This window comes from Klebsiella sp. CN_Kp066 (genome assembly GCF_040065135.1).
Taxonomy (GTDB): Bacteria; Pseudomonadota; Gammaproteobacteria; order Enterobacterales; family Enterobacteriaceae; genus Klebsiella; species Klebsiella oxytoca.
The window spans coordinates 169,542-196,175 of the sequence record NZ_JBEAIU010000040.1; the positions used below are offsets into that span (position 1 = coordinate 169,542).

24 protein-coding genes and 3 pseudogenes are annotated in these 26,634 nt (G+C 55.3%); 18 read left to right on the forward strand and 9 right to left on the reverse strand.

What is annotated here, in order from left to right; all coding sequences use genetic code 11:
- Positions 1-71 precede the first annotated feature (71 nt).
- The 5 genes and pseudogenes from ABLV75_RS16435 (at position 72) to ABLV75_RS16455 (ending at position 3,971) form a co-directional block, all read left to right on the forward strand.
- Positions 72-1,287: pseudogene (locus ABLV75_RS16435) on the forward strand (tyrosine-type recombinase/integrase).
- Between the two features lie 647 nt (positions 1,288-1,934).
- Complete coding sequence (locus ABLV75_RS16440) at positions 1,935-2,240, forward strand: DUF596 domain-containing protein (protein WP_017146054.1); 306 nt, start codon at positions 1,935-1,937, stop codon at positions 2,238-2,240.
- Positions 2,241-2,513: 273 nt separating this feature from the next.
- The gene (locus tag ABLV75_RS16445) at positions 2,514-3,083 is read left to right on the forward strand and encodes a hypothetical protein (protein WP_017146053.1); all 570 of its coding nucleotides are present in this window, start codon (positions 2,514-2,516) and stop codon (positions 3,081-3,083) included.
- A gap of 206 nt (positions 3,084-3,289) precedes the next feature.
- The gene (locus tag ABLV75_RS16450) at positions 3,290-3,595 is read left to right on the forward strand and encodes a hypothetical protein (RefSeq protein WP_047719922.1); all 306 of its coding nucleotides are present in this window, start codon (positions 3,290-3,292) and stop codon (positions 3,593-3,595) included.
- A 10-nt stretch (positions 3,596-3,605) separates the two neighbouring features.
- Positions 3,606-3,971: a DUF596 domain-containing protein gene (locus tag ABLV75_RS16455; protein WP_017146051.1), complete on the forward strand. Its 366-nt coding sequence runs from the start codon at positions 3,606-3,608 to the stop codon at positions 3,969-3,971.
- A 180-nt stretch (positions 3,972-4,151) separates the two neighbouring features.
- On the opposite strand, the pseudogene ABLV75_RS16460 reads toward ABLV75_RS16455, so the two are convergent.
- The 6 genes and pseudogenes from ABLV75_RS16460 to ABLV75_RS16485 all read right to left on the reverse strand — a co-directional run.
- A pseudogene (locus tag ABLV75_RS16460) lies at positions 4,152-4,926 on the reverse strand (IS256 family transposase); the annotation flags it as partial.
- Positions 4,896-5,156 (reverse strand): annotated as a pseudogene (locus ABLV75_RS16465) (SOS response-associated peptidase family protein); the annotation flags it as partial. The pseudogenes ABLV75_RS16465 and ABLV75_RS16460, both read right to left, overlap by 31 nt.
- A gap of 200 nt (positions 5,157-5,356) precedes the next feature.
- Positions 5,357-6,322: a putrescine export ABC transporter permease SapB gene (gene sapB / locus ABLV75_RS16470; protein WP_004101442.1), complete on the reverse strand. Its 966-nt coding sequence runs from the start codon at positions 6,320-6,322 to the stop codon at positions 5,357-5,359.
- Entirely contained in the window at positions 6,319-7,962 is a 1,644-nt protein-coding gene (gene sapA / locus ABLV75_RS16475) for an ABC transporter substrate-binding protein SapA (protein WP_004101448.1), read from the reverse strand. Before sapA ends, sapB begins: the two co-directional genes overlap by 4 nt.
- Positions 7,963-8,331: 369 nt before the next feature.
- Entirely contained in the window at positions 8,332-8,616 is a 285-nt protein-coding gene (locus ABLV75_RS16480; protein WP_016808546.1) for a hypothetical protein, read from the reverse strand.
- Positions 8,617-8,781: 165 nt separating this feature from the next.
- Positions 8,782-11,094: a helix-turn-helix domain-containing protein gene (locus tag ABLV75_RS16485; RefSeq protein ID WP_047719920.1), complete on the reverse strand. Its 2,313-nt coding sequence runs from the start codon at positions 11,092-11,094 to the stop codon at positions 8,782-8,784.
- A 168-nt stretch (positions 11,095-11,262) separates the two neighbouring features.
- On the opposite strand from ABLV75_RS16485, the gene ABLV75_RS16490 reads away from it, so the two are divergent.
- Both ABLV75_RS16490 and ABLV75_RS16495 read left to right on the forward strand, forming a co-directional pair.
- Positions 11,263-12,432: a M20 aminoacylase family protein gene (locus ABLV75_RS16490; protein ID WP_047719918.1), complete on the forward strand. Its 1,170-nt coding sequence runs from the start codon at positions 11,263-11,265 to the stop codon at positions 12,430-12,432.
- Positions 12,433-12,457: 25 nt separating this feature from the next.
- The gene (locus ABLV75_RS16495) at positions 12,458-13,849 is read left to right on the forward strand and encodes an MFS transporter (RefSeq protein WP_047719916.1); all 1,392 of its coding nucleotides are present in this window, start codon (positions 12,458-12,460) and stop codon (positions 13,847-13,849) included.
- Here the strand turns inward: ABLV75_RS16495 and pspF are convergent.
- Positions 13,840-14,829, reverse strand: a complete 990-nt coding sequence (pspF, locus tag ABLV75_RS16500) for a phage shock protein operon transcriptional activator (protein WP_163530023.1) — start codon at positions 14,827-14,829, stop codon at positions 13,840-13,842. The two genes, ABLV75_RS16495 and pspF, sit on opposite strands and share 10 nt — an antisense overlap.
- A 152-nt stretch (positions 14,830-14,981) precedes the next feature.
- Between pspF and pspA the strand changes: the two genes are divergently transcribed.
- The 9 genes from pspA to ABLV75_RS16545 all read left to right on the forward strand — a co-directional run bounded on the left by pspA (position 14,982) and on the right by ABLV75_RS16545 (position 22,437).
- Positions 14,982-15,650 (forward strand): phage shock protein PspA, encoded by a 669-nt coding sequence (gene pspA / locus ABLV75_RS16505; protein ID WP_004101456.1) that lies wholly within the window; start codon positions 14,982-14,984, stop codon positions 15,648-15,650.
- Between the two features lie 50 nt (positions 15,651-15,700).
- Positions 15,701-15,925, forward strand: a complete 225-nt coding sequence (gene pspB / locus ABLV75_RS16510; protein WP_004101459.1) for an envelope stress response membrane protein PspB — start codon at positions 15,701-15,703, stop codon at positions 15,923-15,925.
- Positions 15,925-16,284, forward strand: a complete 360-nt coding sequence (pspC, locus tag ABLV75_RS16515) for an envelope stress response membrane protein PspC (protein ID WP_004101461.1) — start codon at positions 15,925-15,927, stop codon at positions 16,282-16,284. The genes pspB and pspC overlap by 1 nt, the downstream gene beginning before the upstream one ends.
- Before the next feature lie 19 nt (positions 16,285-16,303).
- On the forward strand, positions 16,304-16,534 hold the full coding sequence (gene pspD, locus ABLV75_RS16520; protein ID WP_047719915.1) for a phage shock protein PspD: 231 nt from the start codon (positions 16,304-16,306) through the stop codon (positions 16,532-16,534).
- Positions 16,535-16,567: 33 nt separating this feature from the next.
- Positions 16,568-16,882: a thiosulfate sulfurtransferase PspE gene (pspE, locus tag ABLV75_RS16525; RefSeq protein WP_004112461.1), complete on the forward strand. Its 315-nt coding sequence runs from the start codon at positions 16,568-16,570 to the stop codon at positions 16,880-16,882.
- 89 nt (positions 16,883-16,971) lie between these two features.
- Positions 16,972-18,369, forward strand: a complete 1,398-nt coding sequence (locus tag ABLV75_RS16530) for a YcjX family protein (RefSeq protein ID WP_004101472.1) — start codon at positions 16,972-16,974, stop codon at positions 18,367-18,369.
- The gene (locus tag ABLV75_RS16535) at positions 18,366-19,427 is read left to right on the forward strand and encodes a YcjF family protein (RefSeq protein WP_047719914.1); all 1,062 of its coding nucleotides are present in this window, start codon (positions 18,366-18,368) and stop codon (positions 19,425-19,427) included. The genes ABLV75_RS16530 and ABLV75_RS16535 overlap by 4 nt, the downstream gene beginning before the upstream one ends.
- Before the next feature lie 285 nt (positions 19,428-19,712).
- Positions 19,713-21,254 carry a transcriptional regulator TyrR gene (gene tyrR, locus ABLV75_RS16540; RefSeq protein ID WP_004101475.1) on the forward strand — a complete coding sequence of 514 codons (1,542 nt, stop codon included), beginning with the start codon at positions 19,713-19,715 and terminating at the stop codon, positions 21,252-21,254.
- Positions 21,255-21,381: 127 nt separating this feature from the next.
- Complete coding sequence (locus tag ABLV75_RS16545) at positions 21,382-22,437, forward strand: AbrB family transcriptional regulator (RefSeq protein WP_004101477.1); 1,056 nt, start codon at positions 21,382-21,384, stop codon at positions 22,435-22,437.
- A gap of 45 nt (positions 22,438-22,482) precedes the next feature.
- Here the strand turns inward: ABLV75_RS16545 and tpx are convergent, their stop codons facing one another.
- On the reverse strand, positions 22,483-22,989 hold the full coding sequence (gene tpx, locus ABLV75_RS16550) for a thiol peroxidase (RefSeq protein ID WP_004101479.1): 507 nt from the start codon (positions 22,987-22,989) through the stop codon (positions 22,483-22,485).
- Positions 22,990-23,090: 101 nt separating this feature from the next.
- On the opposite strand from tpx, the gene ycjG reads away from it, so the two are divergent.
- A complete protein-coding gene (gene ycjG, locus ABLV75_RS16555) occupies positions 23,091-24,056 on the forward strand; it encodes an L-Ala-D/L-Glu epimerase (protein ID WP_064344781.1) in 966 nt (321 codons plus the stop codon).
- Here ycjG and mpaA read toward each other — a convergent pair.
- Positions 24,047-24,760 (reverse strand): murein tripeptide amidase MpaA, encoded by a 714-nt coding sequence (mpaA, locus tag ABLV75_RS16560; RefSeq protein WP_004101481.1) that lies wholly within the window; start codon positions 24,758-24,760, stop codon positions 24,047-24,049. The two genes, ycjG and mpaA, sit on opposite strands and share 10 nt — an antisense overlap.
- A 189-nt stretch (positions 24,761-24,949) precedes the next feature.
- Between mpaA and ABLV75_RS16565 the strand changes: the two genes are divergently transcribed.
- The gene (locus ABLV75_RS16565; RefSeq protein ID WP_004101482.1) at positions 24,950-26,566 is read left to right on the forward strand and encodes a peptide ABC transporter substrate-binding protein; all 1,617 of its coding nucleotides are present in this window, start codon (positions 24,950-24,952) and stop codon (positions 26,564-26,566) included.
- The last annotated feature ends 68 nt before the right edge of the window (positions 26,567-26,634 follow it).

The following is a 26,634-nucleotide window of genomic DNA, read 5'->3' on the forward strand; positions in this document are numbered from 1 at the left end:
ATTTTGTGCTTTAAGATTCTTTATTTTGCATTAATTTGAAGGTTATCAATTTACGTATAATGTGCACACTGATGTGTATATCATCTTCCCGAATGTACACATTGCCTACCGACACAAAACTTAGGAAATCTCTTGGCAAAAAAAGAGACAAAATTGAGGTCATTTCAGACGCTCACGGCTTGAATGTCAGGTTGTCCACTTCCGGCAGTATAACATTCTTTTATCGTTACAGATGGAACGGGAAGGCCGTACAGCTGACGATTGGCGATTATCCAACCATATCACTATCTCATGCGCGAGAGTGTCGGCAGCAGTTCAGGGCGTGGTTGACGGAAGGACTGGATCCGAGACGGCAAACGGTGCTGGCGAAACAGAAAAATAGAAGCGCTGACAGTTAAAGAAGCGTTCGACTACTGGGAAAAGTTTTACTGCATTCCTGAAGGGCTGGTGAAAATAAAAGTTAACCGCCGGGACTTCAATATTCATATTTCGCCCGTATTAGGCAAGATGGTTGTTGACCAGACAACGAAGGCGCACTGGCTAAACCTTTTTGATGGTATGGGGAGAAGGGTGGTTACCGGCCAGATGCTGGGTTTAATGCAGCGCACATTCCGTTTCTGCTCCAATCGAGGGGTTATTAACGTAAATCCTATAGAAAGCTTAAGACGCTCTGATGTCGGGCTGACTGCTGCGGTAAAAGATCGTTGGTTAAGTGAAGAAGAAATCAAAACTGTATGGAATGCTCTGCCAGAGATGAAGCACAGGCAGCAGCTGATTATGACGTTTCTTATCATGACCGGTTGCCATAGTACTGAGATAAGAACGGCTAAATGGGAATGGTTTGATTTCCAGGAGGGAACCTGGACTATTCCAGCAAGTGATTACAAAACCGGTCAGTCAGAAAGGCGGGCGCTACCTGAAGCGGTGGTCAAAATGCTGAAGACAGAAAAAGAAACATCCGTCTCAAATTATGTTGTGACACTGTCACGATAAAAAGGGCCAGAACACGATCGTCCCCCGCTGCAATCCAACATTGCTTTATTCTCAGCTCAAATCATCGCCAAAACGGGAATGAAAACATGGTCGCTCCATGACCTGAGAAGAACAATAGCGACACGCCTGTCCGAGCTCGGCGCGCCGCCACATGTTATAGAAAAATTGCTCGGCCATCATATGTCCGGCGTCATGGCGAGATATAACCTGCATGATTACCTTGATGATCAGCGCCATTGGCTTGGGGTATGGCAAACTCATCTTGAAAAGCTGATTGGTCAGCCTCTGGTTTAATACCCACCTTAGACGATCCTGCCGGAGTATTCCGGCTTTATCATCAACCCACCTCTGAAACCTCTGTCATGGCAGAAATAGCCCTATTTTCTTCCTCCCGGGAACACAGAACATCACATCAAAAAATGCACATTTTACGTTCAATTATGAATTAATAGTGGACAAGTGATAACAATTCATTGCATTAAATTGCACAACATTTCAAAAAACGGAGTTTTTGATGTCGTGTCTTTCCTCTGCCAGATACGGGTTTCTGCTGGCCAGACTCACTGCAACAGCCCTCCCGGCAGCGACCCTGAGCCCTGCGGACCAGAATGCCATTGAGCAACAACAAAAGGCATTACTGGAACAGGCGCAACAGCAGCGCGACCTACTCCGCCATTCCACACCTGATCCCTCACTACCGGAAGCCCTCCCCCGCAGAACCGACCGGTCAGTGTTTTGCACTGCGGCATATCCAACTCGAGAACGTCACGGTTCTCCCACTATCTGTGCAGCGAAAATTGGTAACTCCGATATTAAAGCAGCATCCAAAACATCATTAAACAGATTCGAAGTAAAATTTAGATAGGGGTAATAAAATGAAATATTTAACTGAGGAACAATATCAGGATCGAAAAGATTTATTGCGAGGAGCCTCTACAACGATGTTATGGAAAAATATTGACCCAGAGAGTGTGGATGGTGCCTATAAACTAACCTATCAGGAAGAAAAAGCTCTATATATCTGGTTCATTTCACGCTTACTGAAGGATGGTGACATTAAACTCGCTCGCTATGGAAAATTTCTCCCAGGAAGCATTGAAAAACAGATCGATGTTTTTGAAATGGCATTTCCCAAAACTGAGGATGAAATGGATTGTGATGCATTTGAAGGATTTTGGTTTTTAAGTGAAAACTGCCCCGCAGGTATTGTCTGGATTCACGAAAATGGCTATCAGGATTGGACTTAGGTCATGATATTTTAACATCCGCCCCGTCATTTATGATAGGGCGGATGTCATGACATACAATTACATCCAGACTGCGTACCTATTCTACGAGCCTGTCAGTAATTCTGTGTAAATGCCACTGTATTAAAGGTGATCGCTCATGCGGTCACCGAACTCGATAATAAAACGACTCATCGCCAGTCATAAGTTCTGGATCGGTATACTCCATTTTTTGATGCATTTTTGATCACCAGATAAACAACTTTCCGTACCGAGTCATCCGTCGGGAATGCTTTGCGTTTCTTTATCGCCGCCCGGATACTGCGGTTGCAGGAAGTCTTAAAGAGTAACGAGGCAAAAGAGCAGACGGCACGTATGATTGGCGCATTGACCGGGGCACTCATTACGCACACACCCGAAGGGGTATACAGCGGTGCAGACAGTGCCCAGAACGTCTATCGCTACAACATGACGGAACATATGCTGCAGCAGTATGCCCTGGATAATCAGCGGGATATTCTGGCCGCGAGTAAAGGAGATGCGGCGGCGGCGAAGCGTGTTCAGGCCCGGAGAGAAGCGGCGATTATCGTGGCAGCGGCCAGCGGTGGGGGTATGGCACTGACAGCAGGTGGTATGACTCTGATTGGTGCTGCTCCCGAGCTAGTGCTGGCTGCAAGGCTGGTTATCGCCGGTTGTAAAACAAATCCTGCGCTCTGCCTGAATCAGGCGGGTATTTATGCGGCAGATATTGTGGCACCAGAAGCACTTATCGGTACCGGAGCCATTACCACTTCCAGTACGCTGATTATCGGGAAAACCGAAGATAGCCTGAAGAAGCTTTCGCAGCAGTTGGTGAAGGTCTAGGATGAACTAAATATAAAAAAACATTAAATATTCAATCTGTTGCCAGCTTTATCAAAGGAGAAACAGCCTCCGGGGCTAATCTTACTACGAAAACGGCAGATTATGTACGTGATATTCAGAAAGTTAATACTAGCCAGTTAGTCAAGCTTTTCGATAAATCACAGCCAGATGGTAATATTAATATTTTTGGCAAGCCCATAGCGCAAGTGTTAGGCGATGGAGGAAGTAACAAGAAAGGCACAACAAAAGTTTTGGCTTCAGAATCACTTAATGATAAAGATATCTATACTTATGCACAATCACTTGCTGGAAGCACACCTCTTATCGAGGTGAGAAACGCAAAAGGTGTTGTGTACTACGCTAAGTATGACGGGAAAATTATAAATCTGAGAAATTATTCAGCTAGTGCGCAAGAGTCTAAAGCTCGATGGACAATTGATATTATCGGCTATAAAGATATAAATAAAGCTTCAAACCTCGCTGACAACAAGTTTGAACTCAAGTTTAGATAGGAGATTATATATGATTACAAAAGATGAATATAAAAAAAGGAAGGAAGCCCTTGAAGGGGCATCAATGGTTACGATTTGGGAAAATATTCACCCAGCTAGCCTGTCAGGTAAGATAACGCTGTCATTTGATGAAGAGAAAGAGTTATTTCTCTGGTTTATTGAGCGTTTAATGTATGAAGGGAAAGTAAAGCTTGGAAACGGTGGCAAGTTCTGGACGGGAACAATAAAAGAGCAGGTCTCTAAGTTTAGAGAAAGTTTCCCTAATTCTCCTGAAGAGATGGAGTGTGGCGCTTTTAATGGGTATTGGTTTTTATCTGATACTTGTCCTGCTGGGCTTGTCTGGATTCACGAAAATGGCTATCAGGATTGGACTTAGGTCATGATGTTTTAACATCCGCCCCGTCATTTATGATGGGGCGGATGTCATGACATACAATTACATCCAGACTGTGTACCTATTCTACGAGCCTGTCAGTAATTCTGTGTAACTGCCACTGTATTAAAGGTGATCGCTCATGCGGTCACCGAACTCGATAATAAAACGACTCATCGCCAGTCATAAGTTCTGGATCGGTATACTCATTTTTTGATGCATTTTTGATCACCCGATAAACAACTTTCCGTACCGAGTCATCCGTCGGGAATACTTTACGTTTCTTTATCGCCGCCCGATCACGCTGTCCAGCGATTCTATAGCATTCGTGGTGTAGATGGCCTTGCGGATATCCGGTGGGTAGCCGAAGAACGTGTTCAAGTTTTCCCACTGTGCACGCCAGCTTTTGCTGATTTGGGGATACTTAGCCTCCCATGCTTCTGTGAACGCATCCAGCGCCATTAGCGCCGCCTCTTCGATCGGGGCCTGATAAAGATTTTAGCCCGCTGGTGAGGGCTTTGTAGTCCTTCCAGGACACGTATTTCAGGCTGTTACGCACCATATGGATGATGCACAGCTGGATGTGAGCCTGCGGGTAGACGCTGTTTATCGCATCCGGGAAGCCCTTCAGACCGTCCTCGCAGGCAATCAGGATGTCCTGAAGACCGTGATTTTTAAGCTCTGTCAGCATACTCAGCCAGAACTTTGCGCCTTCATTTTCGGCCAACCACATACCCAGTAATTCTTTCTGGCCTTCGATGTTGATACCCAGCGCCAGGAAGACGGCTTTGTTGATTACTCTGCCATTCTGACGGACTTTGACAGCAATGCAGTCCATATAAACAATGGGATACAGCGCATCCAGTTGTCGGTTTTGTCACCCCGTGACCTGCTCTTTTACGGCGTCGGTGACCTTGGATATCAGCGTGGGCGATACATCGGCGTCGTACATTTCTTGCGTGCGTTTATCAGGGATAGTTTATCCCACCCCCCTGGTACGTAACCCCAGAAGACAGGATCGATATGCAGTTGCTCATCATGTTCGCTCAGGAGCAAAACCTTTGCTACTGGCGCCACGTTGTATCGGCCGAATGGTTCTGGATCATAGGCGATATCACGCTCAGCTTCTTCGGCAAGGTAAGCCAGGTATTCTTCGCGTGTCTGTGATTGAGCAAAGCGTCCGCACATGGTTACCTCCAGTCATCAGAGTGAAAGTATAGAGGGTGTGGAGAAAAGGTAGGAAGGTAACTCCGACAGCCATATAACTGATGACTGCCGGAGTGGACGTTAAAAACAATGAGTACAAAATTGTGTATTAAAATCCGGAAAAATCACAATAATAAAACCTAACTTTTTGTATTTAAATGGTATTTTTTTATTTGTAACTGCTATCGTAGGGCATACCATTCCTTATGTTTCAGTGGGTTAGCCATAGCCCCCAAAATATCGGATATCACGTTCACAATAATCACCAGCGCGCCGATGACCATCACGCCCGCTGAGATTGCGGCGTAGTCCTGTTGGCGAATGGCGTTAATGAGCCAGCGGCCCAGTCCCGGCCAGCTAAAGACCATTTCGGTAATCATCGCCAGCGTTAGCATGGTGGAAAACTGCAGACCCAGGCGCGGAATCACCGGCGGCAGGGCGTTATGCAGTACGTGACGGTGTAAAATTGTCCGCCGCGATACGCCGCGGGTGGCCGCAGCTTTGACATAGTTGGTGTCGTACACTTCGCTGGTGCTGATGCGCATCAGACGGATCACTTCCGTCGTCGGCGCCACTGCGAGGGTCAGCACCGGCAGCACCATATGGCGCGCCGCGCTGACGATCATTTCATGACGCCACGGCGAATCGGAAAGCCACGCGTCGATCAGCGCAAAGCCGGTGACCGATTTCACTTCGTACAGCAGGTCGAAGCGCCCGGAGACCGGGAACCAGCCCAGGGTGAGGGAGAAAAACAGGGTCAACAGCAACGCCAGCCAGAATACGGGGATCGAGAAGCCCAGCAGCGCCAGGGCGCTAATCAGGGTATCTTGCCATTTGTTGCGCATAATCCCCGCCAGCATGCCGACGGGGATCCCGATCACCAGCGCGAAGCCGAAGGCGAGGATACACAGCTCCATCGTGGCAGGGAATACCTCTTTAAGCTGCTCCGAGATCGGCTGCCCGTTGATGCTGGAGACGCCAAAATCCCAGTGCAGCACGCCCTCAAACCAGAACCACCAGGCGTTCCACAGCGAGGCGCCCTGCAGCGGCGCGTGAGGCGTAAAATAGCTCAGGCTAAAACCGACAAACGTCAGCAGAAAGAGCGTAATCAGCAGCAGCAGCAGGCGACGCAGGGTAAAAATAATCATGGTTTTTGCACCTCGTCTTCTTTTTCCCGCGAGACGCCGGCAAAAGAGGCGTTGCCAAACGGACTCAGCACCAGGCCTTTCATGTCGTAACGATAGGCCTGAAGACGCAGGGAGGAAGCCAGCGGCAGAACCGGCAGTTCATCAGCAAGAATGCGTTGGGCCTCTTTATAAGCTTCAATGCGCGAAGCCAGCTGCTGGGATGTCAGCGCTTTTTGCAGCACGTCGTCGAATTCACGATGACACCAGTGAGCATAGTTGGTTTGTGAGGCAATCGCCGCGCAGCTCAATAGCGGACGGAAGAAGCTGTCCGGATCGTTACTGTCCGTTGCCCAGCCGGAAAGCGTCAGATCATGACTCATATCCATTAATCTGGCTTCCTGAAAACGCCCTTCGACCGGCACAATGATCACCTTCACGCCAATTTGCGCCATATCCGCCTGGATAAGCTCGGCGGTTTTCAGGGGGCTGGGGTTCCAGGCCTGCGAACTGGTCGGGACCCATAGTTTAAGCGTCAGCTGTTCCAGCCCCAGCGCTTTAAGCCTGGCGCGAGCTTCCGCAGGATTATATTCGGTGATTCTGGCGTCGTTATCATAGGCCCAGGAGGCGCGAGGCAGCATTGAAGCTGCGGTTTCCGCCGTTCCGTAATAGATTGACTGCATCAGACGCTGATTATTGATGGCCAACGCCAGCGCGTGACGGACCTCCGGATTATCGAGCGGCGGCTTAGCGGTATTGAACGCCAGCCAGGCGATGTTCATTCCCGGGCGCAGGGTCAGGCGAAGGCGCGGGTCGTCACGCAGAATAGAGAGCTGGCTCGCAGCCGGCCAGGCCAGCACATCACACTCGCCGGTCAGCAGTTTTGACAGTCGTCCGGTACCACCGGAGCCCAGATCGACCACCACCTGCGGCATCAGCGGTTTACCTCGCCAGTAGGCCGGGTGGCGCTGCAGACGAATATATTGCCCGCTGCGATATTCCTCAAGCTGGAACGGGCCGGTGCCAACAGGTTGACGATCGATCAGCTCCTGACGATCGCTCTGGGCCAGCTTTGCGGCATACTCCGCCGACATCACCGAGGCGTAGTGGGTAGCCAGGTGCCACAGGAAGGAAGCATCCGGTCGTTTGAGGCGAAATTCAACGGTGTGGTTATCCAGCTTACGCACGCTTTCGACGCTGTCGGCGAACTGTAAGCTATCGAAATAGGGGAAGCTGCTGCCGTTCACGTTGTGCCACGGATGGTCGCGGTTAAAAATCCGGCCAAAGGTAAAAATCACGTCGTCAGCGTTGAAATTGCGGGTCGGCTTAAACCAGGCGGTAGTCTGGAACGGCACGTTGTTTCGCAGGTGGAAGCGGTAGGTGGCGCCGTTATCCAGCACCTCCCAGCTTTCTGCCAGTTCCGGGACCAGGCGGTAGGTATAGGGGTCAACATCAAGCAGTCGGTCGTACAGCTGGGCGGCAAGAGTATCGACAATCAGACCGCTGCTGACCTTTTGTGGGTTGAAGGTGTTAACCTGGCCGCTTACGCAATAAACAAAACCGCTATCGCGAATATCCGCGTTAGCAGGCAGGGCGGGCGCGGCAAAAGCTTGCCCGTACAGCATAGACACCGCTGCCAGGAGAGAAGACAATTTCAGGCGCATAGTTTCTTATTGATTATAGAGCAAGGCTCTATCTTATTAATATTAAATAACATTTACCACCACCTTATTGCTTATGGAGATAATGTAAGCGATGGTTGCGTCGGTTATTTGACCAACTAATTCAAATTCATACCGCTTATTAACTTCGAGTATACCTCTTAATTCACCCTGCGTTTGGCAACAGGCGAAGAGACGGGAAGCGCAAATATGAATTTCATCGATTCAAATGCAGAACGGCTCGCGGGCACGTATTGTCGTAAGCATAGCGCTTCTCTGCGCCGCAGACGCCCAGACGTTTGCCACATGGTAGCTTTTTATTTGCGGATTCTCCAGCGAGCCGTGCCGGCATGACCGCCGGAGAAGGGGGCGCTACAGCGGCAGGAGCCGGTTATAACGTGCAATATAGTCTTTCGGGGTGATTTCAAGCTTTCCGCCATCAGGATGGTTCGCGACATACGTACGCAGCACCAGGCCGCTTTTTTGCGGCGTGATTTCCCAGCCTTGCAGACGATAGGAATCTTCGGTTGAACGAATAAGCAGGTCTGAAAAGATCATCATGACCGTGAGCGCCGGGGCTTTGTGGCTTTTCATGGTATGAACCAGGCTGACGTGCGCGGCATAGCGGCCAAGCGTTGAGGAATTAACCGGAATCATCTGTATTTTCAGTCCATTGAGTCATCATGCGCCGATGATAGTTCACATCAGGATATCTTACCAGTTACAAATGTTTAACCATGATGACGGCCCGGGCGCATCCAAAACCCTTAACTTTCGCCCTGTCTACCGCTGCAGGTCATGGTAACCATCCATGTGACACTGTCACTTCATGTTATTGAGAGGCGTAAATTCATACAGCGCCAGCGCGTTGCTCTCCAGCGAATCGACGAGCTGCCAGCGATCGCTTGCGGGCGTTTCTTCGCTCACGCGCAGGGCCGGGCGCGCCTGGTGCGTCAGCCAGCGATACTCTTCTTCATCCGGGCCGCTCTGGCTGCGAAAAGCCTCGAAAAGCGGAAAGAGCGCGCCATGATGCCGATCGAAGAGATGATGTTTGATGCGCCAGCGTCCATCAAGGCCGAGCAGGCGCACGCTCCATGGCTGACTAAAGCGCTGGATAAACGCCTCCTCGCTGGAAAGCCAGGGATTGAAAACCACCGTATTGCGCAGCAGCAACTGGTAATGGCCGTTATCGCGCAGCAGCAGCAAATTTTTTTCGTTAATCACCACTTCGCCCCGCAGCCTGTGCCACAGCCACAAGACCCAATACACCGGTCGCGGCAAACCGTGGAGATAGTGCAGCGCCAGGCTGGAGGTATCAAGCTTGCCGTTAGCGCCGGCTTCCCCTTGCAGCCCGGAATTCAGCCAGAACCCCGCCAGCCACACCTGGTCTGCCAGCCCCAGCAGATTATCCATCAGTAGCGCGCCGCGAAAGAAACGGCCGTTGGTGTCGCGAGTATCGCCGGTCAGGGTATTCCACGACAGTAGCCAAAGCGGTAACAACAGCTGCCGCTGGCGCAGCGCGCTGTGGAGCTTGCGCATTTTAAGCACCGGGTAATTCTCGCTGGCGGCCAGCCTCTGGCTATCAATCTGCGCCAGATCCAGCAGTTCATTCGCATCTGCCTGGCAGGCAAGAAAATCCGCCTCGGCCAGCAGCGGTGAACAGAGGAGGGGATCGTCCTCCACGTTTTGTGAAAAGCGGTGCCAGATCCCCAGCGCCGACTGCGGCGAAAGCGCCTGGAGGATCGTTTTTTGTTGCCGCCAGGCATGCTGGCGCGCCTCATCGCTGGCCTGCGGGGACCAGTGCCAGACAAAACGCCAGCTGGCGAGGGTTGCCGGTGGAAAATGGTTGGCGGACAGGCGCAGAAAACGCTGTAGCAGATCGCCGCGGGTGGTGATACCGGTATGCAGTATTACCGCCCAGCCCATCGACGCCAGCCAGCTAAAAATGCGCTGCAGGTTATACCAGCAGGCATACCCGGCCAGCTGCGCATCGTCCCAGCCGGTACCGAACAGGCGGCTACTGAGAAACGGATCGTGAACGTCGATGGCGAATATCGGCAGCGAGTTGTGCAGTTCTTCGAGCTCCTGACGGACATCCTCGCGCAGCAGGTCATCCAGTTCCCGAACGGTAACGACGATGCGCGTGTGCCGTAGCGGCGTACCGCGCGCCGGTAGCTGGCGCACATCAAGATGACGGGTTTGCTGGGGATTGAGCCGCAGCGGTGGGCTATCCAACCCATTGATCTGCGGCGCATTGAGCCGGGAATATAGCCTGTCTATAGACACCGGTTGCCATAGTTCAGCCCGTTGAACGCGTGGACGAGGGGATTCAACCGCCGTTTGCGGATGCTGCTGGCGAAACTGGCGCGGCGTCAGACCGTGTTCACGTTTAAACAGGTCGCTCATCACCCGACTGCTGGCAAAGCCCTGTTGCTGAGCGATTTGCTGTATCGATTTACGCGTCATCGTCAACTGCTCAGTAGCTTTACGCAGGCGAAGCCCGGTGATGTATTGCATAAAGCTGACGCCCACCTCTTTGCGGAACAGACGCGATAGCCAGGCCTCAGAAACAAATTCGGCGGCGGCTATCTCCTGCAGCGACAGGCGCCGTTGATAGTTGGCGTCGATTCGCGCCACTACCCGATTTATTCGCTGACTCCAGCGTTCGGCTCCGCGAGGCGCCAGGGCGGTGAGGGGACGGCTGAAGCGTGACGCCAGCAGAAGAGCAATTTCGCTAAGCCAGCGGTTGGCCTCCAGCCGGTAGTGGGCCTGCGGATTGACCAGACCGAGGACCAGCAGCTGGCGCATCAGGTAGCGCAGGGTATCTTCGGCATCGCGGGTTTCGTTGCTGCTCTGGTAGGCAGAGGCAAAAAAATCGCCGTCGAGGCGGGTCAGCCATCCAGCGTTCAGCGACAGCGCCATCACGACGTTCGCCGTCTTGCTGTGCAGGCTCCAGCGGCGATGCCGATTCACTATCGCCAGTTCATCAGCCTGCAGGTTCCGGCCCGACTCGCCATCGCGGAGTTCGACGCTGCCCTCAAGCAGCCATATTAGCGTCAGCGTCTCGTTTTCCTGCTGGCTCAACTGGCGGATATCGCGAACCGTAACCTGAAAGTCGCCTGAATGATGATCCACACCGCCTCCTGAAGACAAAAAACAGCGTGTTGTTTTTTGTCATAACCGTTTTGTATGAAAAACACTCATTAATAATCCGTCACTATAAAACAAAAAAGCGCATTTTAAAGCCGCCATGGATGCATAAACTCGAAAGTGTCGTGCAAACACAACACAGGAATAATAAAAATGACACACCCGATTATTGAGGCATTACAGGTTAATGAGGCGCAGTTTGTCGCTCTTCGTCGCCGTTTCCACCAGCAGCCGGAAATCGGTTTTGAAGAGCATAAAACCAGCGAAGAGGTGGCCCGACTGCTCGGCGAGTGGGGCTATCAGGTCCATCGTGGTCTGGCGGGAACCGGCGTGGTCGGTACCTTACGCGCAGGCGACGGTCAAAAACGGTTGGGACTTCGGGCGGATATGGACGCGCTGCCGATGCATGAGATGAGCGGCAAAGCGTGGGCCAGCCAGATAGAGGGACGTTTTCATGGCTGCGGCCACGACGGTCATACCACCACGCTATTGTACGCCGCGGAATATCTGGCGCGCACGCGGCAGTTTAACGGCACGCTGCAGCTTATTTTTCAGCCGGCTGAGGAACTGCTCTACGGCGGCCGGGTTATGCTCGAAGACGGCCTGTTCGACCAGTTCCCCTGCGATGCCATTTTTGGCCTGCATAATATGCCGGGACAACCGTTAGGCAAAATCGGTCTGCGCGACGGGGCGATGATGGCCTCATCCGACACTCTCCATATTGAAGTCAAAGGGGTTGGCGGACACGGCGCGCTGCCGGAGCATACCGTCGACGCTACGCTGGTGGCATGCCATATCACCCTGGCGCTGCAATCCATTGTCTCCCGCAATATCACGCCGTTTGAGCCGGCTGTCGTGACCGTGGGCAGCATCCAGGCCGGGCATGCGCCGAATATTATCAATGACAAGGCCTTAATGAAGCTCACTGTGCGCACCTTAAACGAACAGGTTCGCGAGACCGTACTGCAGCGCATTCACGATATTGCCGTCGCTCAGGCCGAGAGCTTTAACGCCAGCGCCGCCATTACCCACGTTAACGGCAGCCCGGTTTTAAGAAACGATCCGGCAGCCAATGAGATGGTTCGGAAGGTGGCGGCTTCGCTATTTGGCGAGGAGCTGGTCGGCGAAGTGAAGCCGTTTATGGGCAGCGAAGATTTTGCTTTTATGCTCGAGCGTAATCCGAACGGCTGCTATTTCACCATCGGAGCCGGGGATGAGGCGGATCGCTGTATGGTGCATAACCCGGGATATGACTTCAACGATGCCCTGTTGCTAAAAGGCGCCGCGCTGTGGTGCGCCCTGACGGAACAGTATTTGCGTTAATCTCCGCAACGAAGAGGACCCTGCTATGAGTTCTGTATCGCTAAGCGAAGCGCAGTTCGTCGGCACCGATCGCCTGCTGGCGGGTATTGTATTGAGCGTTCTGACCTTCTGGCTGTTTGCCCAGTCGGTGATTAACGTGGTTCCGGCAATGAAAAGCAGCCTTGATATTTCGCTGGAAACCCTGACCCTGGCGGTGAGCCTGAGTGCCTTGTTCAGCGGCTGCTTTGTGGTCGCCAGCGGCGGGCTGGCGGATAAATTCGGCCGCATGCGCATGACCACCCTGGGCCTGATTCTCAGCATTGCCGGCAGCGCAATGCTGGTGCTCTCCCAGGGACCCGCGCTGTTCCTGGCCGGACGCGTTTTACAGGGGCTATCGGCCGCCTGCATCATGCCGGCGACGCTGGCGTTAATAAAAACCTGGTATGAAGGTAAAGCGCGCCAGCGGGCGGTCAGCTTCTGGGTCATCGGCTCCTGGGGCGGCAGCGGGCTGTGCTCGTTTGTCGGCGGGGCGATTGCTACCGGACTGGGCTGGCGCTGGATCTTTGTTTTCTCCATCGCAGTAGCGCTGGCGGCGCTGTTTTTACTGCGCGGTACGCCGGAGAGCCGCAGCGCCAGCGCGCAGCAGCATAAGCTGGACATTAGCGGCCTGCTCAGCCTGATCCTTGCGCTGGTGCTGTTAAATCTGTTTATCAGTAAAGGCCACGGCTGGGGCTGGAGCAGCGGAACCTCGCTGACGATGCTGGGCGGCGCGCTGGCGGCGGGGTTATTTTTTATCCGCAGCGGTCGGCGTAAGGGCGACGCGGCGTTGATTGATTTTGCGCTGTTTCGTAACCGGGCCTACAGCGCCGCGGTGCTGTCGAATTTTCTGCTCAACGGCGCCATCGGTACCATGATGATTGCCAGCATCTGGCTCCAGCAGGGGCACCATCTAAGCCCGCTGGAGAGCGGAATGATGACGCTCGGCTACCTGGTCACCGTGCTGGCGATGATCCGGGTGGGCGAAAAGCTGCTGCAACGCTACGGCGCGCGCTTGCCGATGATCGCCGGCCCGGTTTTTACCGCGCTTGGCATCCTGCTTATTTCCTGCACCTTTCTCAATAAATCGACCTATATCGTCACGGTCTTTTTCAGCAACGTGCTGTTTGGCTTTGGACTGGGCTGCTACGCTACTCCGTCAACGGACACCGCGGTGGTCAACGCTCCCGAGAATAAGGTCGGGGTGGCGTCGGGAATTTATAAGATGGGTAGTTCGCTCGGCGGGGCGATGGGTATAGCGGTGACAGCGTCACTTTTTGCGCTGTTTTTACCGCTGGGAATGGCCAGCGCGGCGCAGTATGCGCTGTGGTTTAACGCCGCGCTCTGTCTCGGTTCAATGACGCTGAGCGCGCTGCTGCTGCCGCGCATAGCTCAAAGCTGATGCTTTTTCAGCAGCGCCCGCAGCTGGTGATAGGTTAGCCCCAGTAGTTCGGCCGCCTGCTTTTGATTGTACTTCGCCTGCTCAAGGCTTCTCTCGAGCAGGCTTTTTTCTTGCTCCTGCTGGAAAGCGCGCAAATCGAGCGGCAGCGTGGGGCCGGGCGCCTTTTCTGCTGCAGCGGGCGGGGCAGTTTGCTGCTGGCGGAAGGGGTTAATAATAATATTATCCAGCTCGCTTTCACTGCTGCCGTGACGGTAAACCGACCGTTCCACCACGTTTTTTAATTCACGGATATTCCCCGGCCAGCGGTAGTTCTGCAGCGTCATGGCGGCGCGTTCGCTAAAGCCGGGAAACAACGGCAGTCCGAGTTCGCGGCACATCTGGATAGCAAACTGGGTGGCGAGCAGCATAATATCGCTCTGGCGTTCGCGCAGCGGCGGCAACTGCACCACATCGAAAGCCAACCTGTCGAGTAGGTCAGCGCGAAAGAGCCCATCTTCCACCATTTGTGGCAGATCGGCGTTGGTCGCGCACACCAGGCGGACGTTAACCTGCAGCGGCTGGCTGCCGCCGACGCGCTCGAGTTCGCCATACTCAATCACGCGCAGCAGCTTTTCCTGCACCAGCATCGGCGCGGTGGCCAGCTCATCAAGAAACAGGGTACCGCCGTCGGCGCGCTCGAAGCGCCCCGGATGGCGTTTACTGGCCCCCGTAAATGCCCCGGCTTCATGACCGAATAACTCGGAATCGAGCAGGTTTTCATTCAGCGCAGCGCAGTTCAGCGAGATAAACGGCCCCTGCCAGCGGGAAGAGAGGAAGTGCAGGCGGCTGGCGATCAGCTCTTTGCCGGTTCCGCGTTCGCCAATCACCAGCACCGGTTTATCGAGCGGCGCCAGTCTTGAGACCTGTTCCAGCACTTCCAGGAAGCTGTTGGCCTCGCCGAGCAGGTTGTCCTTGTATTCCGCCATGATGAATTTCGCCATTAAGTAGTGTGATTCACCAGGTCACTTTAGCAATGCGTTGGCCAGATAACAACCACTCCTATTAAAATCAATAAGATAAAAAGTTGGCACGGCATTTGTATTAGTGATGGCACAGGCCGGTGCCTGATACCAGAACTATGAGGATTGAAATTATGGGTATTTTTTCTCGTTTTGCCGACATCGTGAACGCCAACATTAACTCTCTGCTGGAGAAAGCGGAAGATCCGCAGAAGCTGGTTCGACTGATGATCCAGGAGATGGAAGACACGTTGGTTGAAGTGCGTTCGACCTCGGCGCGGGCGTTGGCTGAAAAGAAACAGCTGACCCGTCGTATTGAACAGGCCGTTGCGCAGCAGGCGGAATGGCAGGAGAAAGCCGAACTGGCGTTGCGTAAAGAGAAAGAGGATCTGGCTCGTGCGGCGCTGATCGAGAAGCAGAAGCTGACCGACCTGATCGCTAGCCTGGAAAATGAAGCGCAGCTGGTTGATGAAACGCTGGCGCGGATGAAAAAAGAGATTGGCGAGCTGGAGAATAAACTGAGCGAAACGCGCGCCCGTCAGCAGGCGTTGATGCTGCGCCATCAGGCCGCAAGTTCCTCCCGCGACGTTCGTCGTCAGCTGGACAGCGGCAAGATTGATGAGGCGATGGCGCGCTTTGAATCGTTTGAACGCCGTATCGATCATATGGAAGCCGAAGCCGAAAGCCACCGCTTCGGTAAAGATAAATCGCTGGATCAGCAGTTCGCCGATCTGAAAGCGGACGATGAAATCAGCGAGCAGCTGGCGGCGTTGAAAGCCAAAATGAATCAAAATAACCAGTAATGTATTCGGGCGGCACCGAGACGTGCCGCCGCCATCTGCAAGGAGTTCACATGAGCATGCTTTTTCTCGCCATCCCTTTGACGTTGTTTGTGCTGTTTGTTTTGCCGGTCTGGCTTTGGCTGCATTACAACAACCGCACCGCCAGCGGCAGTTTATCGCAAAACGAGCAGCAGCGCCTGCTGCAGCTGACCGATGACGCAAAGCGCATGCGCGAGCGTATTCAGGCGCTGGAAGCCATTCTTGACGCTGAGCATCCGAACTGGAGAGAAAAATAATGGGCGGACTGGATCTGAGTAAAAAACTGTGGCGCATTCCACAGCAGGGCATGGTCAAAGGCGTTTGCGCCGGTATCGCGCAGTACCTGGACGTGCCGGTTAAGCTGGTGCGCCTGATTACCGTACTGGCAATGATTTTTGGCCTGTTCCTGTTTGTGGTGGTGGCCTACATCATTCTCTCGTTTGCGCTGGATCCTATGCCGGAAAGCGAGCTGTATGGTGAAAAAACGCCGAGCAGCGGAGAGCTGCTGGCTGCTGCGGATAAGGAGCTGGCTGCAGGGGAGCGCCGTCTGCGTGAAATGGAACGCTACGTCACCTCTGACACCTTTTCGCTACGCAGTCGTTTTCGTCAGCTATAACTGAAAGTTGAGGTTAATAATGAACATGAAATGGCAGCAGGCCGGGCAAAAAGTTAAACCGGGTCTGAAAATCGCAGGCAAGCTGGTGCTGCTCACCGTGCTGCGCTACGGCCCGGCGGGCGTCGCTGGCTGGGCGGTAAAATCCGTCGCGCGTCGGCCGCTGAAAATGCTGCTGATGCTTGTTCTGGAACCGATGCTCAGCCGGGCGGCGCAGCGGTTTTCTAAACGTCGTGGATGGCGTATGTTATGAGTGCCTAAAAACTCACTCTATCAGGATGATAAAATGCGAAAATTGTTTCTGGGTTTAGCGCTGGCGATGGCTTTACCCGCCTTCGCGGCGGAGCACTGGATTGACGTCCGCGTTCCGCAGCAGTATCAAAAAGAACACGTTGACGGCGCGGTGAACATACCGCTGGCGGATTTAAAATCGCGGATTGCGGCTGAAGTGCCGGATAAAAACGATACCATTCACGTCTATTGTAACGTTGGCCGACAGTCGGGCCAGGCTCAGCAGCTGCTGAGCGAAATGGGCTACACGCAGGTGGTGAATGCCGGCGGCCTCAGTCAAATAGCGATGCCGAAAAGCGCCAGCCACTAACCGTCAGCCCCGCCGCAGCGGGGCTAATGCACTTTATTGATTAGCCCTCATGTCTATTTCCCTCGTTCTTCAGGCTCAACAGGATGGCGATGAAGCGACTCAAAACAGAATTTAATGCGCTGGTGAATCGTGGGGTTGACCGGCATCTCCGTCTGGCCGTCACCGGTCTTAGCCGTAGCGGCAAGACCGCGTTTATCACCGCACTGGTCAATCAGCTACTGAATATCCACGCCGGGGCACGGCTGCCGCTGCTTAGCGCGGCCAGAGAAGAACGCCTGCTGGGCGTCAAGCGCGTCCCGCAGCGGGATTTTGGCATTCCGCGTTTTACCTATGACGAAGGGCTGGCCCAGCTCTATGGACAACCTCCGGTTTGGCCGACGCCCACCCGCGGCGTCAGCGAAATCCGCCTCGCTCTGCGCTATCGCTCTAACGATTCGCTGCTGCGCCATTTTAAAGAGACTTCGACGCTGTATCTGGAGATTGTCGATTATCCCGGCGAGTGGCTGCTGGATCTGCCGATGCTGGCCCAGGATTACCTGACCTGGTCACGACAGATGACCGGACTGCTGCAGGGACAGAGGGCGGCGTGGTCGGCGCGCTGGCGGCAGCTTTGCGAAGGGCTGGATCCGCTGGCGCCCGCCGATGAAACCCGTCTGGCGGAGATCGCCGCCGCGTGGACCGATTATCTGCACAGCTGTAAGCGCGAAGGGATGCATTTTATTCAGCCCGGGCGCTTTGTGCTGCCCGGCGAAATGGCCGGCGCGCCGGCGCTGCAGTTCTTCCCCTGGCCGGACGTTGATGCCGCCGGTGAGGCTAAGCTGGCGCAGGCGGACAAACAGACCAATGCCGGAATGCTGCGCGAGCGTTTTAAATACTACTGCGAGAAAGTGGTGAAAGGCTTCTACAAAGATCATTTTCTCCGCTTCGACCGGCAGATTGTGCTGGTGGACTGCCTGCAGCCGCTTAACAGCGGGCCTCAGGCGTTTAACGACATGCGTCTCGCGCTGACGCAGCTGATGCAAAGCTTCCACTATGGCCAGCGCACGCTGTTTCGTCGTCTGTTCTCACCGGTTATCGATAAGCTGCTGTTCGCCGCGACCAAAGCCGATCACGTCACCGTCGATCAGCACAGCAATATGGTATCGCTGCTGCAGCAGCTGATTCAGGATGCCTGGCAGAACGCGGCGTTTGAAGGCATCAGCATGGATTGCCTGGGTCTGGCGTCGATTCAGGCGACGCAGAGCGGGCTTATTGAGGTGAACGGGGAGAAGATCCCTGCGCTGCGGGGGCATCGGCTAAGCGACGGACAGCCGCTGACCGTCTATCCCGGGGAAGTGCCCGCGCGCCTGCCGGGTCAGGCCTTCTGGGAGCAGCAGGGCTTTCAGTTTGAAAACTTCCGCCCGCAAGTGATGGATGTTGATAAACCGCTGCCGCATATTCGCCTCGACGCGGCGCTGGAATTTTTGATCGGAGATAAATTGCGATGACCGAACCCTTAAAACCGCGTATTGATTTCGACGGCCCGCTGGAGGTGGAAAAGGCGCAAATTCTGAAATCCGCTCGCGCTTTTGACGGCGCGGATGCGGAGAAGTTCGCCCCTGCGCGCCTTGACGCGCCGGAAAAAGAAGAGGGGGCGGCGGAAGCGGTAGTGGAGTCGGTGCTGCGGCCTAAGCGCAGCCTGTGGCGAAAGATGGTCAGCGCCGGGCTGGCTATTTTTGGCGTCAGCGTCGTAGCGCAGGGCGTGCAGTGGACGATGACCGCCTGGCAAACGCAAGACTGGATCGCCCTCGGCGGCTGCGCAGCCGGCGCGCTGATTGTCGGGGCGGGCGTCGGCTCGGTAGCAACCGAATGGCGCCGTCTGTGGCGGTTACGCCAGCGCGCGCACGAGCGCGATGAGGCGCGGGACCTGATGCATAGTCATGCGGTCGGCAAAGGGCGTGCCTTTTGCGAAAAGCTGGCCCGGCAGGCGGGTCTCGATCAATCGCATCCGGCGCTGCAGCGCTGGTATGCAGCGATCCACGAAACGCAAAACGATCGTGAAGTGGTAAGCCTGTACGCGCAGATCGTGCAGCCGGTGCTGGATGCGCAGGCGCGGCGTGAGATTAGCCGCTCGGCGGCGGAATCGACGCTGATGATTGCCGTCAGTCCCCTGGCGCTGGTGGATATGGCGTTTATCGCCTGGCGTAATTTACGCCTCATCAACCGCATCGCCACTCTGTACGGTATTGAGCTCGGCTACTACAGCCGCCTGCGCCTGTTCCGTCTGGTGCTGCTGAATATCGCTTTTGCCGGCGCCAGCGAGCTGGTGCGGGAAGTCGGGATGGACTGGATGTCGCAGGATCTGGCAGCCAGGCTATCGGCGCGCGCGGCGCAGGGGATTGGCGCCGGGCTGTTGACCGCGCGGCTGGGTATCAAGGCGATGGAGCTCTGCCGCCCGCTGCCGTGGATCGCCGATGATAAACCGCGGCTGGGGGACTTCCGCCGCGAGCTGATCGGCCAGCTAAAAGAGACGTTGCAGAAGAGCAAAAGCGGCGCGGAAAAATAAGTCGCTTAAGCATTCCCGGCTTGCGGCGTGAGCGCCTTAGCCGGGCTACCGCTCCACAGAAGGCTGTCACTTGTCTCACGGCGATGCGCAGCGCAATCCGGGGAGAAAAGCAGCGGCGATGACAACCGGTTCTTTATTGCCATTTTCCTCTCTGAGCGCATAACTTTACGGCAGAAAGGCCATTTTTCCGCCATACTGTCAATAATTGTTGACAGCTATCTTCACGCCAGCAAATAACTGTCCTATTATTCATCCGTTATTGGCCTCTTTAGGGTGAAAACTCCTATGCGTCTTGAAGTCTTTTGTGAAGACCGTCTTGGTCTGACTCGTGAATTGCTCGATTTACTGGTGCTGCGCGGTATCGACCTGCGGGGTATCGACATTGACCCTATTGGCCGAATTTATCTCAATTTCGCCGAGCTGGAGTTCGCTAGCTTCAGCAGTCTGATGGCGGAAATTCGTCGTATCGCCGGCGTCACCGACGTGCGCACCGTGGCGTGGATGCCGTCAGAACGTGAACATCTGGCGCTCAGCGCGCTGCTGGTGGCGATGCCGGAGCCTGTGCTCTCTCTCGACACCAAAGGAAAAGTCGAACTGGCTAACCCGGCCAGCTGCCAGCTGTTTGGCCAGAGCCAGGAGAAGCTGCGCAGCCATCCGGTCGCACAGCTGATTACCGATTTTAACGTCCAGCGCTGGCTGGAAAATAGTCCGCAGGAGTCCCACGCCGAGCACGTGGTGGTTAACGGGCAGAACTTCCTGCTGGAGATCACCCCGGTTTATCTCGAAGGCGAACACGGCGAGAAGGTGCTGACCGGCGCGGTAGCGATGCTGCGTTCAACGGTCCGTATGGGGCGTCAGCTGCAAACGATGACCATTCAGGATACCAGCGCCTTCAGCCAGATCCTCGCCGTAGGCCCGAAAATGCGCCACGTCGTCGAGCAGGCTCGCAAGCTGGCTATGCTCAGCGCGCCGCTGCTGATCGTCGGCGATACCGGTACCGGTAAAGATTTGCTCGCTCACGCCTGCCACCTCGCCAGCCCGCGAGCGGGGAAACCTTACCTGGCCCTGAACTGCGGCTCCATTCCGGAGGACGCGGTGGAGAGCGAGCTGTTTGGCGACGCTATCCAGGGCAAAAAGGGGTTCTTCGAGCAGGCTAACGGCGGTTCGGTTCTGCTGGATGAAATTGGCGAAATGTCGCCGCGAATGCAGACTAAGCTGCTGCGCTTCCTCAACGATGGAACCTTCCGCCGGGTCGGGGAAGATCATGAAGTCCACGTAGATGTACGGGTGATCTGCGCGACGCAGAAAAACCTGGTGGAACTGGTGCAAAAAGGGCTGTTCCGCGAAGATCTCTATTATCGTCTTAACGTGCTGACGCTCTATTTACCACCGCTGCGCGATTGTCCGCAGGATATCATGCCGCTGACCGAACTGTTTGTGGCGCGTTTCGCCGATGAGCAGGGTATCCCGCGGCCGAAACTCTCTGCCGATTTAAACAGCGTATTGACGCGCTATAGCTGGCCAGGCAACGTGCGCCAGCTCAAAAACGCGATTTACCGTGCCCTGACTCAGCTGGACGGTTTTGAACTGCGCCCTCAGGATATCCTGCTGCCGGATCACGACGTCTCGTCATTAGCGGTTGGCGAAGAAGCGATGGAAGGCTCGCTGGATGATATCACGCGCCGTTTCGAGCGCTCGGTGCTTACCCAGCTTTATCGTAGCTTCCCCAGCACGCGTAAACTGGCCAGGCGGCTTGGCGTCTCGCATACCGCCATCGCCAATAAACTTCGCGAGTACGGCCTGAGCCAGAAAAAAGGCGACGAGTAATTCCCGCCGACCGGCTGCCTGCGCCGTCGGTCGGCATTTCCAGAACATTTCCAGAAAAAGGAGGGGGCCTGGCGGCGAATGAATCTGTATATACTGCGTTTTTACCCTCTTTTTTGCAGGAATACGCATGTGGATCTGGCGTAGTCGTTTTTTTCAGTGGATGAAACTGCTGGTGCTCTCCAGCGCGATCTCTTTTGCGCTGTTCTGGTTTCACCTCCCGGCCGCGCTGCTGCTAGGGCCGATGATTGCCGGCATTTGCCTGAGCCTTCGCGGCGCGGAAATCCGCGTTCCCCGACCCTTTTTTATTGCCGCTCAGATGATTATCGGCTGCATGATCGCCCGTAGCCTGACGCCCTCGATTTTCGGTGTTCTGCTGGCAAACTGGGCGCTGGTGCTGCTGATTCTCTTCTCCACGCTCGCCATCAGCGCGCTGGCGGGATGGCTGCTGGTGCGCTATAGCGCGCTACCCGGCGCCACCGGGGCGTGGGGAAGTTCGCCGGGCGGCGCTTCGGCGATGGTTATTATGGCCCAGGAGTACGGCGCCGACGTTCGACTGGTGGCGCTGATGCAGTATTTGCGCGTACTTTTTGTTGCCGGTGCCGCGGCGCTGGTGGTTCGCGTTGCGCTCGGCGGCGAAGCCCAGGAGATGACTCAGCAGGTCGCCTGGTTTCCCCCGATAAGCTGGCAGCTACCGCTTACGCTGCTGGTGACGGCGGCCGCGGGATGGCTGGGGCTGCGTCTGCGCTTTCCGTCCGGTGCGATGCTTTTCCCGATGCTGATCGGCGCGCTGGTGCAGGGAGAAGGCTGGCTGCAGCTTGAACTCCCTGAGTGGCTGCTGGCGCTGGCTTATGCCGCCGTTGGCTGGAGCGTTGGTCTAAAGTTTAATAAACAGATCTTCCTGCTGGCGTTAAAAACCCTGCCGCAGATCCTGGCATCGATTATCGGCCTGATTCTGCTATGTGCGCTGATGGCTTATGGACTGACGCAGGTTTTACCGCTGGACTTTATGACCGCCTATCTGGCGACCAGCCCGGGCGGGCTGGACACGGTAGCGATTATCGCTGCCGGCACGCGGGCGGATATGTCGTTTATTATGGCGATGCAAACGTTGCGCCTGTTCACTATCTTGCTGACCGGCCCGGCGATTGCGCGCTTTATCTCCCGCTATGCGACGCGGGAATAAAAAAAGCCCCCGTTTAACGAGGACTTACGTTACCTGATGGGGATATTACGCTTTCAGCGCGGCCAGGGCTGCGTCGTAGTCCGGCTCTTCGGTGATTTCATTCACCAACTGGCTGTATACCACCTGGTCGTTTTCATCAATCACGACCACAGCACGCGCTGCCAGACCGGCCAGCGGGCCCGCGGAGATCGCTACGCCGTAGTCGGCCAGGAACTGCGCACCGCGCAGAGTGGACAGAGTCACGACGTTGTTCAGGCCTTCAGCGCCGCAGAAGCGTGACTGGGCGAACGGCAGGTCGGCGGAAATGCACAGCACTACGGTGTTGTTCAATTCTGACGCCAGTTGGTTGAATTTACGTACCGATGCCGCGCAAACGCCGGTATCGATGCTTGGGAAAATGTTCAGCACTTTACGGGAGCCCGCAAACTGGCTCAGCGCGACGTCAGAGAGATCTTTGGCCACCAGCGTAAACGGCTGCGCTTTAGCGCCTGCCTGCGGAATGGTGCCTTGAACAGAAACGGGGTTGCCCTGGAAATGCACGGTTTGTGACATGGTTATCTTCCTGTTTACATATAGTTAACGTCGCGGCTAGTGTATGACATCCGTCATCGGCACGGCAAATCCTTTTAATACTTACCTGCGAGGTTCAGGGAATGCGAAATCTGCGAGTCTATGAAGAAGCCTGGCCGCTACATAGCCCTTTTGTGATCGCCCGCGGCAGCCGCAGCGAGGCAAAAGTCGTGGTGGTGGAAATTGAAGAGAATGGCGTCAAGGGCACGGGGGAATGCACGCCTTATCCTCGCTATGGAGAGAGTATCGCCTCGGTGATGGCGCAGATTATGGCGATCGGCGAACAGATTGAGCGGGGCGTCACTCGAGAGCAGATTCAACGCCTGCTGCCGCCAGGGGCCGCGCGTAATGCAGTGGACTGCGCGCTCTGGGACTGGCAGGCGCGCAGCGCGGGTAAAAGCATCTCGCAGCTGTTAGGCGTGACGCTGCCCAAGCGGGTGGTTACGGCGCAAACGGTGGTGATCGGCACCCCCGACCAGATGGCGGCCAGCGCGTCGGCCCTGTGGGAGAAAGGTGCCACGCTGCTGAAAGTGAAGCTTGATGACCATCTGATTAGCGAGCGGTTAATTGCCATTCGCGAGGCGGTTCCGCAGGCAACGCTCATCGTCGATGCCAATGAAGCCTGGCGCAGCGACGGTCTGGCCGAGCGCTGTCAGCTGCTGGCGGACGTCGGCGTCGCGATGCTGGAGCAACCCCTTCCGGCTGGGGCCGATGAAGCGCTGGCGAATTTTATCCATCCGCTGCCTATTTGCGCTGATGAGAGCTGCCATACTCGCGATAGCCTGGCGGCGCTGCGCGGCCGCTATGAAATGGTTAATATCAAGCTGGATAAGACCGGTGGTCTGACTGAAGCGCTGCTGCTGGCGGAGGAGGCAGAACGCCTGGGGTTTGCGCGGATGCTGGGCTGTATGCTGTGTACGTCGAGAGCGATTAGCGCGGCGCTACCGCTGGCGCCGCTGGCCCGTTTTGCCGATCTTGATGGTCCAACATGGCTGGCCGTGGATGTCGAGCCGGCGCTGCACTTCAGCACCGGGGTGCTTCATCTCTGAGAGTGCCAGTGCAGCAGCTCCGTCATGGCCTGCAGATATTTCTCCGTTGCTTCGTCGGCGGATATTGCCGGGAATTCGGCGGTGATACAGGGCAGGCCGATATCGGCGCACCAGCTGCCAAAAGAACCGGGCGTTTCATAGCCGACGCTACCCACCAGCGGCAGGCTAAACGCATCGGCCAGCCAGTGCCCCAGTTCGCTCTGGCCGGGGTCTTCAATGCAGGCCAGGGGATCGTGAAATGAGATTACCCATGCCGGGTGGATCTGATGGATCAACTGGCACAGCGCCCGGGTCTCGGGTTCCGAACCTGGCTTTTCGCCGGTGAGTAGAACGACATCGCGCTGCTCTGCCGCGCTGTTCCAGCGGTAGACGGTTTCTCCTTCCTTCCAGTTCGCCGCTGGAAAATTCCGGTTCAGGTCGATACCGCGTGCGTTAGCCCGCAGCCCCAGCTGACAGCCGTCAGGGTTGACCGCCAGCACTACGTGATGACGGCGCAGCTCTGGCTTGAGGGTTCGTAGCGCACAGGAGAGGGTGACGATGGAGGCGTTTTCATCGCCGTGAGTACCGGCAAGGATCAGGCCGCTACGGCTATCGGCCAGCGGCGCCGGAAACCACAGCAGCGGCGCGCCCAGGTAAGACTGGCCGTAGCGTTGAGTTCCAGGCGGAAAATCACCGCGCTGGGGGCGAGGACGAGAAACGGGCATAGGGCATCCTGTTATCAGGTTATTTTTCAGCAGTGTTGTGTAAAACCGTCCCGGAATCAAATAGTTTCCAGCAATGTTGAAATCAGCATATATGTCAACTTTCTTTCACAAGCTGTTTGCAATTTCAGGTGATGAAACAAATAATTATCGCACTGCCAGCTCTGGTTTTTTTATTTTAAAGGGGATCTTATGAAGTATCCTGTCAAATTGACATGCGGCGCGCTGTGGTTAGCCAGCGTCTCTTCTCTTGCCTGGGCGGCGGATGTCCCGCCCGGCACCGTATTAGCCGAAAAACAGGTGCTGGTGCGGCACATAAAAGATGAGCCCGCCACCTTAGATCCCGCGAAAGCCGTCGGCCTGCCTGAAATTCAGGTTATCCGCGATCTTTTTGAAGGTTTAGTCAATCAGGATGAGAAAGGCAACCTAATACCAGGCGTGGCGACTCGCTGGCAGAGCAATGATAACCGCGTCTGGACGTTTACCCTGCGCGATAATGCCCGCTGGTCCGATGGAACGCCGGTGACGGCAGAAGATTTTGTCTATAGCTGGCGGCGGCTGGTTGACCCCAAAACCACTTCACCCTTTGCCTGGTTTGCGGCGCTGGCCGGTATCGCCAATGCGCAAAATATCATTGATGGTAAAGCCGCGCCGGATACCCTTGGCGTCACCGCCGTAGACGCGAGAACGCTGCGCGTTCAGCTGGATAAACCGCTGCCGTGGTTCAGCAATCTGACCGCCAGCTTTGCGTTTTATCCGGTCCAGAAGGCGAATGTTGAGAGCGGCGACAGCTGGACCCGTCCGGGAAGCCTGATTGGCAACGGCGCGTACGTTTTAAAGGATCGCGTGGTGAATGAAAAACTGGTGGTGGTTCCCAATACGCACTACTGGGACAACGGCAAAACGGTGATCCAGCAGGTCACGTTTACGCCCATTAATCAGGAGTCAGCGGCAACTAAGCGCTATCTGGCCGGTGATATCGATATTACCGAGTCGTTCCCGAAAAATATGTATCAGAAGCTGATGAAGGATATTCCGGGGCAGGTTTACACTCCGCCACAGCTGGGCACCTATTATTACGCATTTAACACACAGAAAGGGCCAACCGCCGATGAGCGCGTCCGCCTGGCGTTGAGTATGACTATCGACCGCCGTCTGATGGCGGAAAAAATTCTGGGTACTGGTGAGAAACCGGCCTGGCGTTTTACTCCGGATGTCACTGCCGGCTTCACTCCCCAGCCGTCGCAAATCGAGAGCATGAGCCAGGCTGAGCTGAATGCCCAGGCCAAAGCGCTGCTGCAGGCGGCGGGCTACGGCCCGGGTCGCCCGCTGAAGCTCAGCCTGTTGTATAACACCTCGGAGAATCATCAGAAAATCGCCATTGCGGTAGCGTCTATGTGGAAGAAGAATCTTGGCGTCGACGTGAAGCTGCAAAATCAGGAGTGGAAGACCTATATCGACAGCCGTAATACCGGCAACTTCGATGTGATTCGCGCTTCGTGGGTGGGGGATTACAATGAACCTTCAACGTTCCTGTCGCTGCTAACCTCGACGCACAGCGGTAATATCTCCCGCTTCAACGATCCGGCCTACGACAAAATTCTCACTCAGGCGGCGCTGGAAACGTCGGAAAAGGCGCGCAATGACGATTACAACGCGGCGGAAAAAATCATTATGGCGAAAGCGCCTATCGCGCCGATTTACCAGTATACCAACGGGCGACTGATTAAACCGTGGCTGAAAGGGTATCCGATTGCCAATCCGGAAGACGTCGCCTATAGCCGCACGATGTATATCGTGAAGCACTGATGAGCACCGGTTGCCTGCGGGCGTCAGGCAACCATCACATCTCTCCAGAGCGCGGCCCGCAGCGCCAG

Bases quoted from the DNA above. Each gene is read 5' to 3' on its own strand.
- ABLV75_RS16440 (WP_017146054.1), top strand. From the start codon at position 1,935: ATGTTATGGAAAAATATTGACCCAGAGAGTGTGGATGGTGCCTATAAA.
- ABLV75_RS16455 (WP_017146051.1), top strand. From the start codon at position 3,606: ATGATTACAAAAGATGAATATAAAAAAAGGAAGGAAGCCCTTGAAGGG.
- sapB (WP_004101442.1), bottom strand. From the start codon at position 6,322: ATGATTATTTTTACCCTGCGTCGCCTGCTGCTGCTGCTGATTACGCTC.
- sapA (WP_004101448.1), bottom strand. From the start codon at position 7,962: ATGCGCCTGAAATTGTCTTCTCTCCTGGCAGCGGTGTCTATGCTGTAC.
- ABLV75_RS16480 (WP_016808546.1), bottom strand. From the start codon at position 8,616: ATGATTCCGGTTAATTCCTCAACGCTTGGCCGCTATGCCGCGCACGTC.
- ABLV75_RS16490 (WP_047719918.1), top strand. From the start codon at position 11,263: ATGACACACCCGATTATTGAGGCATTACAGGTTAATGAGGCGCAGTTT.
- ABLV75_RS16495 (WP_047719916.1), top strand. From the start codon at position 12,458: ATGAGTTCTGTATCGCTAAGCGAAGCGCAGTTCGTCGGCACCGATCGC.
- pspF (WP_163530023.1), bottom strand. From the start codon at position 14,829: ATGGCGAAATTCATCATGGCGGAATACAAGGACAACCTGCTCGGCGAG.
- pspA (WP_004101456.1), top strand. From the start codon at position 14,982: ATGGGTATTTTTTCTCGTTTTGCCGACATCGTGAACGCCAACATTAAC.
- pspB (WP_004101459.1), top strand. From the start codon at position 15,701: ATGAGCATGCTTTTTCTCGCCATCCCTTTGACGTTGTTTGTGCTGTTT.
- pspC (WP_004101461.1), top strand. From the start codon at position 15,925: ATGGGCGGACTGGATCTGAGTAAAAAACTGTGGCGCATTCCACAGCAG.
- pspD (WP_047719915.1), top strand. From the start codon at position 16,304: ATGAACATGAAATGGCAGCAGGCCGGGCAAAAAGTTAAACCGGGTCTG.
- pspE (WP_004112461.1), top strand. From the start codon at position 16,568: ATGCGAAAATTGTTTCTGGGTTTAGCGCTGGCGATGGCTTTACCCGCC.
- ABLV75_RS16530 (WP_004101472.1), top strand. From the start codon at position 16,972: ATGAAGCGACTCAAAACAGAATTTAATGCGCTGGTGAATCGTGGGGTT.
- ABLV75_RS16535 (WP_047719914.1), top strand. From the start codon at position 18,366: ATGACCGAACCCTTAAAACCGCGTATTGATTTCGACGGCCCGCTGGAG.
- tyrR (WP_004101475.1), top strand. From the start codon at position 19,713: ATGCGTCTTGAAGTCTTTTGTGAAGACCGTCTTGGTCTGACTCGTGAA.
- ABLV75_RS16545 (WP_004101477.1), top strand. From the start codon at position 21,382: ATGTGGATCTGGCGTAGTCGTTTTTTTCAGTGGATGAAACTGCTGGTG.
- tpx (WP_004101479.1), bottom strand. From the start codon at position 22,989: ATGTCACAAACCGTGCATTTCCAGGGCAACCCCGTTTCTGTTCAAGGC.
- ycjG (WP_064344781.1), top strand. From the start codon at position 23,091: ATGCGAAATCTGCGAGTCTATGAAGAAGCCTGGCCGCTACATAGCCCT.
- mpaA (WP_004101481.1), bottom strand. From the start codon at position 24,760: ATGCCCGTTTCTCGTCCTCGCCCCCAGCGCGGTGATTTTCCGCCTGGA.
- ABLV75_RS16565 (WP_004101482.1), top strand. From the start codon at position 24,950: ATGAAGTATCCTGTCAAATTGACATGCGGCGCGCTGTGGTTAGCCAGC.